This is a genomic window from Leptolyngbya sp. FACHB-8 (assembly GCF_014695575.1).
Lineage (GTDB): Bacteria > Cyanobacteriota > Cyanobacteriia > Elainellales > Elainellaceae > Vacuolonema.
Window position 1 is genome coordinate 18,928 of sequence record NZ_JACJOO010000031.1, and the last position, 12,145, is coordinate 31,072.

General features: G+C 52.7%; 12 protein-coding genes. 7 read left to right on the plus strand and 5 right to left on the minus strand.

Annotation, left to right across the window (positions count from 1 at the left end; genetic code table 11):
* Positions 1 to 110 precede the first annotated feature (110 nt).
* Genes H6F91_RS06285 through H6F91_RS06300 form a run of 4 tightly spaced genes read left to right on the plus strand, consistent with a single transcriptional unit; the run spans position 111 to position 5,045 of the window.
* Positions 111 to 1,202, plus strand: coding sequence for a polysaccharide pyruvyl transferase family protein (locus H6F91_RS06285; protein ID WP_190770698.1), 1,092 nt, complete (start codon positions 111 to 113; stop codon positions 1,200 to 1,202).
* Between the two features lie 2 nt (positions 1,203 to 1,204).
* The gene (locus H6F91_RS06290; protein ID WP_190770699.1) at positions 1,205 to 2,311 is read left to right on the plus strand and encodes a glycosyltransferase family 4 protein; all 1,107 of its coding nucleotides are present in this window, start codon (positions 1,205 to 1,207) and stop codon (positions 2,309 to 2,311) included.
* A gap of 45 nt (positions 2,312 to 2,356) precedes the next feature.
* A complete protein-coding gene (gene wbaP, locus H6F91_RS06295; protein WP_190770700.1) occupies positions 2,357 to 3,799 on the plus strand; it encodes an undecaprenyl-phosphate galactose phosphotransferase WbaP in 1,443 nt (480 codons plus the stop codon).
* A 4-nt stretch (positions 3,800 to 3,803) separates the two neighbouring features.
* On the plus strand, positions 3,804 to 5,045 hold the full coding sequence (locus tag H6F91_RS06300; protein WP_190770701.1) for an O-antigen ligase family protein: 1,242 nt from the start codon (positions 3,804 to 3,806) through the stop codon (positions 5,043 to 5,045).
* Here H6F91_RS06300 and H6F91_RS06305 read toward each other — a convergent pair.
* Both H6F91_RS06305 and H6F91_RS06310 read right to left on the minus strand, forming a co-directional pair.
* Positions 5,042 to 5,470 carry a hypothetical protein gene (locus tag H6F91_RS06305; protein ID WP_190770702.1) on the minus strand — a complete coding sequence of 143 codons (429 nt, stop codon included), beginning with the start codon at positions 5,468 to 5,470 and terminating at the stop codon, positions 5,042 to 5,044. The two genes, H6F91_RS06300 and H6F91_RS06305, sit on opposite strands and share 4 nt — an antisense overlap.
* 56 nt (positions 5,471 to 5,526) lie before the next feature.
* Positions 5,527 to 6,078 carry a hypothetical protein gene (locus H6F91_RS06310; RefSeq protein ID WP_190770703.1) on the minus strand — a complete coding sequence of 184 codons (552 nt, stop codon included), beginning with the start codon at positions 6,076 to 6,078 and terminating at the stop codon, positions 5,527 to 5,529.
* Between the two features lie 256 nt (positions 6,079 to 6,334).
* On the opposite strand from H6F91_RS06310, the gene ruvB reads away from it, so the two are divergent.
* Positions 6,335 to 7,495, plus strand: a complete 1,161-nt coding sequence (gene ruvB, locus H6F91_RS06315) for a Holliday junction branch migration DNA helicase RuvB (protein ID WP_190770704.1) — start codon at positions 6,335 to 6,337, stop codon at positions 7,493 to 7,495.
* A gap of 84 nt (positions 7,496 to 7,579) precedes the next feature.
* Here the strand turns inward: ruvB and H6F91_RS06320 are convergent, their stop codons facing one another.
* Positions 7,580 to 8,164 (minus strand): TIGR00730 family Rossman fold protein, encoded by a 585-nt coding sequence (locus H6F91_RS06320; protein WP_190770705.1) that lies wholly within the window; start codon positions 8,162 to 8,164, stop codon positions 7,580 to 7,582.
* A gap of 97 nt (positions 8,165 to 8,261) precedes the next feature.
* On the opposite strand from H6F91_RS06320, the gene H6F91_RS06325 reads away from it, so the two are divergent.
* Both H6F91_RS06325 and H6F91_RS06330 read left to right on the plus strand, forming a co-directional pair.
* Positions 8,262 to 8,681: a hypothetical protein gene (locus tag H6F91_RS06325; protein ID WP_190770706.1), complete on the plus strand. Its 420-nt coding sequence runs from the start codon at positions 8,262 to 8,264 to the stop codon at positions 8,679 to 8,681.
* Positions 8,682 to 9,054: 373 nt separating this feature from the next.
* On the plus strand, positions 9,055 to 9,789 hold the full coding sequence (locus H6F91_RS06330) for a response regulator transcription factor (protein WP_190770707.1): 735 nt from the start codon (positions 9,055 to 9,057) through the stop codon (positions 9,787 to 9,789).
* 305 nt (positions 9,790 to 10,094) lie between these two features.
* On the opposite strand, the gene H6F91_RS06335 is transcribed toward H6F91_RS06330, so the two are convergent.
* Together H6F91_RS06335 and H6F91_RS06340 are read right to left on the minus strand one after the other, a co-directional pair.
* Positions 10,095 to 11,078, minus strand: coding sequence for an ATP-binding cassette domain-containing protein (locus H6F91_RS06335; RefSeq protein ID WP_190770708.1), 984 nt, complete (start codon positions 11,076 to 11,078; stop codon positions 10,095 to 10,097).
* An 81-nt stretch (positions 11,079 to 11,159) separates the two neighbouring features.
* Entirely contained in the window at positions 11,160 to 11,942 is a 783-nt protein-coding gene (locus H6F91_RS06340; RefSeq protein ID WP_190770715.1) for an SAM-dependent chlorinase/fluorinase, read from the minus strand.
* Positions 11,943 to 12,145: the final 203 nt, after the last annotated feature.

Genomic DNA, 12,145 nt, shown 5'->3' on the forward strand with positions numbered 1-12,145 from the left:
ATCGATTCTTAATCCACTAAGTAAGATTACCCAGTGAATCAAAAGTTCATGATGATAGTCTACTGTAACAAGCTTCCCCTGTTGAAATTTGGTTCCTTGGTGCAAATTCCATGCTGACACCCCTCCGAAAGTTTCCAAAACGGATGGTTGCGGACTCCGTCGCAAATCTATTTCGCCCACGGGCTCCCCTGGCTGAGCCTGGTAGCAAAGCTACAATGCTGCCCCAACTGGATGATAGGGGATACGTAGTGCCTTTGACCTGGGCTGCGACGACACCCAATAACCCTGACGCCAACCTTGGAGATGCCCTCAGCCCCATTATTGTCAGTGCTTTATCTGGCTTACCAATTGCTTATCACCGCTTCGAGTCGCAGACGGAACGGCTCGCCTGCGTAGGCACCATTGGCCATAAGTTTGTGGGGGGAACCGTTCATTATTGGGGGACGGGGTTTAACCCGGCTCGGGGGCCAAAAGATGCACCAGGGCTTTATACAATTCCTCCCGACACCACCGTGAAAGTTCACGCCCTGCGAGGGCCGGCTAGCGCACGAGTCTTTCAAAAGTTTGGCATCGAAATCCCTGCTGTTTACGGTGACCCCGTCTGGTTTTTACCCAGCCTTTTTCCTGGGGCCTCTCAGAAGCGCTACGACCTGGGAGTTGTTGTTCATATCTCGGAACTTCAGGAATCTCGCGCCCATGCACCTGTGCGCCCTAATTTGAAGCGCTATTGGATTTCCCCGACCATGGAACCACAGGTGCGGTTCTTTAATACCTTCGTCACTCCCAATAGTATTGAGGCGATCGCCAACTTAATTGACGAAATTACGGCTTGCAAGTGTATTGTGAGCACCAGCCTGCATGGTCTGGTCATTGCAGAAGCCTACGGCATTCCCTGTGCTTATCTCCACTATCGAGGCAAAGGTGGTGACGTGATGTCGATGATGTTCCCCCAGACGAAGATTGACTACCGCATTCGAGATTTTTATTGGGGTATAGGGGCAACCCAGCGCTTTGTCTATCGGCAGGACAGGCACCAGCGGACCAACTGGGAGCGGGTCATCGAGGTTGTCACCAAGAATTGGGAACCGATCGAATGGTCACCAGACGCTTTTCTAGAAGCGTTTCCACTTCCTCTAGCATTTAACCCTCTGAGCGGAGAGCCCTTTCAGGGGCACTCGATTCTCTCAAAAATTCGGTTATAGGCATGAAAACGGCAGTTATCCACGAATGGCTTGTCACCTATGCAGGGTCTGAACAGGTCTGTGAACAGATGCTCCAGACTTTTCCAGAGGCTGACCTGTTTAGCCTGGTAGATTTTCTGTCCGAGGAGCTACGATTTTTCATTCAACATCGCCCTGTTACCACATCGTTCCTGCAAAACTTACCCTTTGCTCAGGGGCACTTTCGTAAGTATTTGCCGCTCATGCCTCTGGCGATCGAGCAGTTCGACCTGGAGGGATACGACGTAATTCTGTCAAGCAATCATGCGGTTGCTAAGGGGGTACTGACCCGAGCTGACCAACTCCACATCAGCTACATCCACACCCCCATTCGCTATGCCTGGGATTTGCAGCAGCAGTACTTGCAGGGGGCGGGGTTGAAGAAGGGGGTGGGGGCGATCGCCGCAGCGATCATCCTTCACTACCTGCGGCTGTGGGATCTGGCGACCGTCAGCCGAGTGGATCACTTTCTGGCAAACTCTCACTTTGTTGCCCGCCGAGTGCAAAAGACCTACCGTCGGGACGCAACAGTCATCTATCCTCCCGTCTCGGTGGATCGGTTTCGACCGAACCCGGATCGAGAGGAGTTTTATTTAACGGTGTCCCGATTTGTGCCCTACAAACGGGTAGATCTGACCGTAGAAGCCTTTAACCGACTGGGCTTACCCCTGGTGGTCATTGGGGATGGGCCGGATCGGAAACGGGTGGAAGCGATCGCGGCTGCTAATGTTCAACTGCTGGGGCGACAACCCGACGATGTCGTGGAAGATTACCTGCAACGCTGCAAAGCCTTTGTATTTCCGGCAGAAGAGGATTTTGGCATCACCGTTGTAGAAGCACAAGCGGCAGGCGCTCCAGTCATCGCTTACGGTAAAGGGGGTGCAACTGAAACGGTGATTCCCGGAAAAACTGGGATCCTGTTTCCACAACAAACTGTCGAATGTTTAGTAGAAGCTGTACAGTTCTTTGAAACACAAGCTCAATCCTTTGATATAGAAGTCCTCCGTCTCCACGCCGAACGTTTTGCTCCCGATCGCTTTCGGCGAGAGTTTTTTCAATTTGTTGACCAACGGTGGACAGAATTTCGGTGACAGCATGGCATAAATTTAAAGCGTGAGGAGTAGTAATTAAATTTAATGCAGCTAGACCGAGCTTCAAGACCTACACTGTCCGGGCTGCGCGTTTCAACGCGATCAGCACCGACAGTTGCCGTCACCATCATGACCGATTTGCTAGCCCTGGGTACTGCTGGGCTAGTGAGTTTTTGGGTGCGCCTGCTGCTGCATGGAAACTTTGCACCGACCCTATACTGGCAGCTCCTACCGGTTTCAGGTCTCTTTGTCGTCGCTTATGCGGCTTCGGGTCTATATCCTGGCGTAGCGATCAGCCCGGTGGATGAATTGCGACGTGTGAGCATTTCCACCAGTCTGGTCTATTTCGTTTTGGGGTCAACCGTATTTCTACAAGAAGAGGGCGAAGTTTATTCCCGGGGTATTTTTCTAACATCCTGGTTTCTATCCATCGTACTGGTACTGGCGGGTCGTGCCTTGAGCCGCCATTTTTTTGCCCGACAGCGCTGGTGGGGCTACCCGGTGATCATCCTGGGAGCCGGAAAAACTGGGGAGATGGTGGTTCGTACACTACAGCGCCGCCCCCGGATCGGGCTCAAGCCTGTTGCCCTCCTGGACGATGACCCCGAGAAGCACGGTTCTCTCTTAGACATTCCTGTTTTGGGAGGACTGGAGCTGGCCCCAACGATCGCCAGAGCTCGCCATATCCCCTACGCGATTGTGGCCATGCCAGGGGTACCACGCGAGCGGCTCCTCAGCCTGCTAGAACAATACGGTCAAACCTTTGCCCACCTGCTGATCATTCCCGACCTGTTCGGGTTCTCTAGCCTCTGGGTAGCCGCTAAAGACATGGGAGGAATTCTGGGGCTGGAAATCCGGCAACAGCTCTTGCTTCCCGGTCCACGTCTGATGAAGTTTCTCATCGATCGTTTGACGACTCTGATCGGTGGGCTTTTTATTCTGCCCATTTTTCTGTTAATTGCTCTGCTTATTCGCCTGGATTCCCCTGGCCCCATTTTTTATCGGCAGAGCCGTATTGGACAAAATGGCCAGCTATTCAAAGCGTGGAAGTTTCGCTCTATGGTTCAGAACGCGGACACCGTCCTGAAGGATTACCTCAACCAGCATCCTGAGCTACGGGAAGATTGGGAATTGAATCAGAAACTGCGGAATGACCCTCGTGTAACACGGGTTGGGCGATTTCTGCGGCAAACTAGCCTGGATGAACTTCCGCAGTTGTGGAATATTCTACGAGGCGAGATGAGCTTAGTAGGGCCACGTCCTATCGTCACGGAAGAGATCGAGCGCTATGGTGACAAATTTTCCCTCTATACCAAAGTGACGCCGGGGTTGACCGGGTTATGGCAAGTCTCCGGACGCAACAACCTACCGTATGAGGAGCGGGTCAACCTGGATGCTTATTACGTCCGCAACTGGTCAGTTTGGCTCGATCTATACATCCTGATCCGCACCGTTTGGGTGGTTATATCGGGCGAAGGGGCGTACTGATGTTATGACGGCGGTATCGCCTTCTCCGTCTCTTCGTAAAGTTCTACGAGCCAGTCTCGTGTTATTGCCCTACGCCTCCTACCTGGGTTTTCTGGGCATCCTGGTTGTTACCCTCATAACCTGCCAAGCCAAACGCACGGCACTCGATTCCTTCACAGGCCGAGCCCTACTCCTGATAATAGGTTTGATGGTGCTCAGTAGCACCGTAGCCTATAGCCGTCCAGAGGCCTTTCTGCAACTGGGCAACTTCTTGCCCTACTTCCTCTTTTTCGCCGTAGCACCCCTTGTATTCCATCGCATTGAGCACTGGCAGCAAGCGGCAACAGATCTGGTTCTTACCATTCTTCCTCTCAACTTGCTGAGCCTGGTGGAATATGGCCTCAAGTCTCCTGCCCTACCGCTAGCCTGGCAAACAATTCCCTGGATAGAAGCCTTACGGTTGGAGCCTCATCGGGGGCGGGCAGTGGTTACCTTCGATCATCCCAATGCCTTTGCTAGCTACCTGGTCATTGTTTTTGGTCTAGGCTTGGGCTTGCTGCTCAGCCAGTTGGGGCAGCAAAGGGAACGCACTCTCCTGACGCGTCAGAACCTCTGGCTGCTGGCTGCTACCTTCTCCTGCCTCATCGGAATTTTTGCCTCAGGCTCCCGCAATGGTTTACTGGTCGCCATTTCGCAAATTGGTGTGTTTCTGCTGCTAACCCGCATCAATCTCACACTCTTACTTAGCGGCCTTATCGGTCTGGTGGCTGTGGCAGGAGGTGCCGTTTTGTTTGGAGTTGGGGGGCGATCGCTCTCCGACAACTGGGCGAAAGACCCTCGCACTGGAGCCTGGGGAGTTGCCATCGACCTGATCCGCGAACGCCCCTGGCTAGGGTGGGGGCCAGGAAATTATAAGGTTCTGTTTCCTCCCCGTACCTTTGACCCGGTGAACTATCCCAAAATGTTTCATCCCCACAATATCTGGTTGCTGCTGGGGAGCGAGATGGGCCTGATTGTGACCGCGTTGGTTACGTTGTTTGTTGGCTATATTTGCTACCGGGCAGCGCGAGTCTGGCTCAGCCAACAATTCCCCCCTGTAGAAAACGGTGTGTTGCTAGCCTACGGTTTGGGCTTCTGGGGTTGTTTTGCCTATGGGTTCTTGGATGTCACCCTTTTTGATGGCCGCGTACACATCTTGAATTGGTTGACGTTGTCAGGGTTGTGGTTCTTTGGCCAGTTTTGGAAGAGTAAGGTGAGCCCTGATTAACGTTGAGGGGATTGCTCCAGGAGCGATCGCACTTCCTTCAGCACTGTCTCCTGTTCTTCACGCAATGCATCCAGGCGATTCAGCAATTCCGTCAGGCGATTCTCCTGGGAGGGTGCTCCGCTAACGCGTGGCTGTGTCCGCTGTTTTAGCAACGAAATTCCCCGTAAGCCGAACCATCCAAGCACTTGAAACGGCAGACCCACGATAAAAATCCACAAATTCTCACTCAGTCGGCTGAGGGCCCGCCACACTCCCGAAATCAGAAACAACCCCAGCAGCAGTAGCCCCAACAGCACCAGGGGATGATTCACCAGAAATAGAATCCACCCATGCTCCGCCAACCACTGATCCAGCGCCGAGCGCACCGGTGACAGCGTATTATCAACCACCTGCTGGCCTAGCCAATTCTGCAACCCAATTGTCATGGTTGCCCCTCCCTTCAAATCGCAAAAAAATCAATTTCTCAGGACGCCCTCACGCCTCAAACGCTTCCCTGCTCCCCGTCTGCCTCCTGCCTTACCGCCTCCTGCGTCGCCACTTGAATGACCTGCCGTTGCTCAGCATCGTAATTCCATCGATCCAGGAAGGATTGATAAACCCCCTGGCCAGTGGTAGCGCTCTCATTTAGCTGCTGTAGCTTGGTGGCAATCTGGGGTAATTGAAGCTGTTGTACCAGATTGAGCGTACGAGTTCGCACCCGGTCAGAGCCCTGCGCCATGTCTTCGTTGTTGTTGCGGCGGTGGGCGATCGCCATTGCCGACGACATGGCCAGGTTCTTCACTAACAACTCCGAGACAATATCAGGTGAAGATTTTAGAGACGTAAGAACCGCTTCAGAAGGGTGGTCTGCCAGGGGGCGATCGTCTGTCAGGTAGGTCACAAAGAAGCCCCGAGCGCCATTTTCGGTACTAACTAATTGGGCCAGAGTATGTTCAATTTCAGCATCCGTCAGGGCTTCCTGCTCTAGAGCCTCCATGAGCTGATGGGTGTGGGCGATCGCCTCTTCAAAACTTACCGTTGTTGGAATATTCATCGCTATTCTCCCTCGTCATCTGCCATCCCTATCATCTATCACTCAACATTGCACCGGTACTCCCTCCGGCAAGGAGTACAAAGTACCGCTCTATGTAACAGCGTTATGATGGGCTGAAACTTTTATGGCAGAGAGGTTTCATGAAACGCCTTTGTCGTAAAAGTTTCAGCTTTAAGGTATTTTCCGGGAACGAATGCATTTTAAGGGCTTCAATAGTGCATTAGTATTCTAATAATCCTGCTCACCTCCGAGTGATATGGCGATCATCTCTTCCAAACCCATCACTCCCGAACCCGAGCCCTCCCCTTCAGGGCAAACCAGCCGTCGGGCCAAGCAAGCACCAGCGCCCATCCAGCCGGACCTTCCTTTGGCCTCACTTCAGCAGAATACCCCTGCTGAGGAAATTTTGCAGCCCGAACGACAGCCCGAGGACACAGGAAAGTCTGAAGAGGGGTTACGGCCTCAGCGTTTGGCAGAATATGTCGGACAGAAGGACTTGAAAGAGGTACTGGCGATCGCCATTCAGGCGGCCCAAGCGCGACAGGAACCGCTCGATCACCTACTGCTATATGGCCCGCCAGGGTTGGGAAAAACAACCATGGCGTTAATTCTGGCTGCTGAGATGAAGGTGGATTGCAAAATTACCACCGCTCCTGCTTTGGAGCGCCCCCGTGACATTGTTGGGCTGCTCGTTAACCTGAAACCAGGAGATCTGTTGTTTATCGACGAAATCCATCGCCTATCCCGGATGACGGAAGAGATTCTATATCCGGCCATGGAAGACTCACGGATTGACATCACCATTGGCAAAGGTCAGAGCGCTCGAACCCGGAGTATTCCGCTACAACAATTTACCCTGGTGGGAGCCACAACTCGGGTGGGAGCGCTGACCTCACCCTTGCGCGATCGCTTTGGTCTGGTACAACGCCTACGCTTCTACGAAATTGACGAACTGACTGAGATTGTTTTGCGGGCTGCCAAGATCCTCAGAACCTCTATTGAGCGGGATGGAGCAGCCGAAATTGCTCGCCGAGCTCGGGGCACGCCTCGGATTGCGAACCGCCTGCTACGGCGGGTGCGGGACTATGTGCAGGTAAAACGGCCTAATACAGCCGTTGATGAGGCGATCGCGGCTGAAGCATTAGAACTATTTAACGTTGACCCTTGCGGGTTGGATTGGACAGACCGCCGGATGCTCAGTGTCATTATTGAACACTACGGAGGCGGGCCAGTTGGCCTTGATACTCTGGCCGCTGCCACTGGAGAGGACGCTCAAACCATTGAGGAGGTGTACGAGCCTTACTTGATGCAAATCGGCTACCTGAACCGTACCCCCAGAGGCCGCGTGACAACTCCTGCAGCCTGGAGACATTTAGGCTTTGAACCACCTGAAAGCCAGTTATCGCTTCTGCGGTAGTTTACATTTGTGGATAGATGGGGTGGAGGCACAAAGTGCCTCCACCCCATCTATCCAGAGGTTTGCAACATGACCCAGGCAGCGCTATACCTGAGTGTCCTTTTGCATCCATTGGTTGACTAATTGGGGCTTATAGCGCTCCATTTCATCCAATAGCGCGTTGGGCGTGTCAGCAGTGAGCACGAGCGATCGCATCCGAGGACGCATCAAGTTTTCCGTCATCGCCTGGTCAAACATTTGTAGCAGGGGGTCGTAGTAGTGGTTCACATTCAGCAGACCACAGGGTTTCTGATGCAATCCCAATTGAGCCCAGGTCAAGACTTCGCAAAACTCTTCCAGAGTGCCATAGCCACCCGGTAGGGCAATAAATCCATCCGCCATGCCGGACATCTGAGTTTTGCGTTCATGCATTGATGAAACAATATGAAGTTGGTTCAGCCCATCGTGACCGATTTCTTTGGCCATCAAAAACTCTGGCATGACGCCAATCACTTCAGCTCCTTCTGCCAGAGCGGTATCAGCCAGCACACCCATGAGACCCACCTTACCGCCACCATAAACCAAGCGCAGGTTGCGACGGGCGATCGCCTTTGCCGTTTCCACTGCCGCTGATTGAAATGCCGAATTTGAACCGATACTAGAGCCACAAAACACACAGATGGATCTCATACCTCACCCCTTCCAAGCCCGTAAGACCTACAATTTCTTTGGACGATTCTTTCTTCAAGCTTAGCTACTTCTACTCTGCTCTTTCGCCAGACTCGTCGTGCACCTATTCCGCGTTTCCCTCCGAAACCTTCAACCCAGCCAGCCCTATATCAACGCCGACAAGCTATCACGGATGATGCATCAGTTAGCCCATCATCCCATTGATGTTCAGGAAGCGGTACCAATCTGGCGTCTGGGCGATCGCCTGGTGCTGACTGACGGGCACACCCGAGCCTTTGCAGCCTGGCTGATGGGCCACGACAAAATCACGGCTCGTTGGGAAACCGACCCGCTCGATTGGGATGCCTACCAAATCTGCGTACGCTGGTGCGAGGAATCAGAGATTTACTCCGTTGGCGACCTGATGGGACGAGTGGTGAGCGTTGCAGATTTTCGGGTACTCTGGCTGGATAAATGCCTGCAGATGCAGAGCCAGCTCTATGACCAGCGTGCCCAGGAACCGGCTCATATTGATTGATGAAGATGGAGGACTTAACGGGTGCGGCTCAGTTTGAGAACCTATCCTCTCGATCGCAAAATCAACCTGAGACAATCCCTTTAGTCTGGGTAACGTTTAATTTGGGTAGCTTTGTGCTTTGCACACAGCCCTTAAATTCCGGATTTAAGAGTAGACTTTGTAAAAATCTGAGTAGATTCTTTACTTTCTCCAAACTAGCTAATAAAAATTATAAAGATGTAGACCATAGTCGGATACTGCGTATAATGCAGCGTCCAAAAGGTGCATAAATAGAGGAAAAACTTTAGAATTTTACATAGACTGGTACGAAACTTGGTCAATCTATCGGGATTCGCCGTTTTCAAACACGTAGTGTTCTTCAAGACGATTTAACATGCCTCGTATCTTAGTTATTGACGATGATCCCGCTATCTCTGAGTTGGTTTCAGTCAACCTGGAGATGGCCGGGTATGAGGTGAGCCGTGCCCCTGATGGAATTAAAGGCCAGGCGTTGGCACTCCAGCTCATCCCTGACCTGATTATGCTGGACTTGATGCTGCCCAAAGTGGATGGGTTCACGGTATGTCAGCGCTTGCGTCGTGACGAGCGTACCGCTGACATTCCTGTCCTCATGCTTACGGCTCTCAGCCAGACTCAGGATAAAGTCGAAGGGTTCAACGCAGGGGCGGATGATTACCTCACCAAACCCTTTGAAGTAGAAGAAATGCTGGCTCGAGTGCGCGCCTTACTCCGCCGCACTGACCGCATTCCTCAAGCGGCTAAGCACGCTGAGATTCTGAATTATGGCCCCCTGACGCTGGTTCCTGAGCGCTTAGAAGCGATTTGGTTTGATCAGATTGTTAAGCTGACTCATCTGGAGTTTGAATTACTGCACTGCTTGTTACAACGTCACGGGCAGACCGTTTCGCCCAGCGAAATTCTTAAAGAGGTTTGGGGCTACGACCCTGATGACGACATCGAAACCATTCGGGTTCATGTTCGTCATCTGCGCACCAAGCTGGAGCCAGATCCCCGCCATCCTAAGTACATCAAAACAGTTTATGGTGCTGGGTACTGTCTAGAGTTGCCCCAGGCGGTTACCGCTGAAACCAGTAATGCTGTCTCATAAAACTCTAGTCACCTAAGAAGTGTGAATGCTGAGCATCGAGCACTTTTCAGATTCTCAAGACCCGTGTAGAAACGTTGCATATAACGTTTCTACACGGGTCTTAGAGCATGGATAGCCTTTGTCTCATTTAGGCCATCAGGAGCGATTGGGAACATTGCTCCTAAATTGCTTTGGCCTAAATGACATACCAGCAATATAGCGCTGTGCACGTTGACTAAGCACGGTGGTGTGGGGCACTTCGTGCCCCACACCACCGTTTCTGTACTTAACGCACTTGCACATTGCTATAGAGTTCAGCTCAAACATTACACCGCTCCGGCCTCAAAGACACGGCTAATGACATCTTCAACAGGCGGATCTGTGACAGTCAGATCGACGATATCCAGGTCGGCAAGGAGGCGGGAAAGGGTTTGGGGCAAGTGCTCCTGAGGCACGATGTAGTGAGCAACGCGGCCATCTAAAGATTGCAGGTCGCCATAGGTGGCGAGATCAGCCGGCGATCGCTCCCGAGTCATCTCCACAGTCACCTCGCGGCATGGAGCAAACCGTTCCAATAATTCTTCCAGGCTACCGTCATAGATGAGCTTGCCCTGATGGATCATCAGCACCCGCTTGCAAAGGGCGGTGATATCAGCCATATAGTGGCTCGTCAGTAGTACCGTTGCTTGAAAGCGTTCGTTATAAGTTTTGAGAAAATCTCGCACGCTAGTTTGAGCATTCACATCCAAGCCCAACGTCGGCTCATCCAGAAACAGGATCTTGGGTTGGTGCAACAGGGCTGCCAGTAATTCCGCCTTCATGCGTTCCCCTAACGAGAGTTTGCGCACAGGTTGGGTGAGTTGGCGATCGAGGGACAGCATCTCGGCCAATTCGCCAACTCTCTGCCGCAGATCTGCATCTGAGATGCCATACACAGCAGCATTGATCCGAAGGGAGTCCATGGTAGGCAAATCCCAGATCAACTGCTGCTTCTGCCCCATCACCAGGGTAATGGTGCGTAGAAAACCCGATTCTCGCCGAAAGGGTTTATAGCCTGCCACCGCGACCTGACCACTGGTGGGATAAATTAACCCCGTCAGCATTTTCAGCGTGGTCGTCTTGCCCGCCCCGTTTGGCCCCAGAAATCCCACAATTTCCCCGGGCTCAATCTCAAAGGACACCTCTTTGACCGCCACGATGGGACGGTAGCGCCGCTGAAATAGGTGGGACAGAGTGCCTTTGATACCGGGTTCCTTGACAGCAACAGAGTAAGTCTTGTTGAGGCGATCGACGGTGATGATGGGGGACATGGAGGGAAAGGGGTGAAGGGGAGGGGCAAGGATGACGATCGAGAGGTAGGAAAGACGGGAGAGTAGGGATATTTTTATTGTCTAGGCATAGGCAATGGTTTGGCCAACTTCAGGTCTGCCAAGACGTTCCCAGGCGTTGCCACCCCGAAGGAAGACTTCCATCCAACGGACAGAGTGGTCAGCGGTGTCCCAACCCGAGCTACCAGGGGCGAAGGCCAGAGTACCTTCGGGAACCTTAAAGCTGCCATCGGAGTAGACGGCATCACTGACGCGATCGCCCACGCGAATCAACACCCGCGACTGAGGCTCTAGCTTGACACGATCAGCAGGAACGGTCGTCTTCAGGTTGCCGTAGCCATCGACCCAGGCAATGCGTCCCAAGGGTATATCTGGCAGATTCGTGGGGTTCAGCACATCCCCCAATAAGCTGAAGTCGTCCTGAGCGATCGCCCCCGCCGCCTGAGGAAACACATCCCGTGAGCGGAATTGAGAGCCTCCCCGAGATACATTGACGGTTTGCAGGGTAGTCGCATGTTCCTTGATAAAGGACAAAGTGTACCCGGCATTCACCCCAACTACTTTGACACCATTGGGTAACAGTCCATAGGTTAAGCCCTCACCCTCATTATCCTGACGGGCCTCTGGGTCATCCTTGCGGGGAGCGCAGTTGTGGTAGATCAAGCGATTTGCAGGCCCAGGATTAAGCCCCAACTGAGCAATCCAAAAACCTGTCGCAAGGGTGCTGAAGGGGGGAACCGATAGCCAGTGAATACGGGCATCGGGCAGATACATGAGCAGACGCTGGGTCACTTCCGAAAAGGCAGGGTCACCCGTACCGTAGTCAGCAATTAAGGAAATACTCAAGGGTTCGGTCGTCATGGTGAGGCTCCAGGCAACAATAGGGGGTTTGTGTGGAATGCATCCCCTGAAACAATAGAGCTTAGAGACTGAGACGACAACGCTCCTGCGTTACATCAGCACCATTATTTGGCATACAAGAATTTTTCAAGTAGGTGGTGATGATACAAGGAGAGTGGTAGCATAGCGCGCTACATCACTCCTTGTGT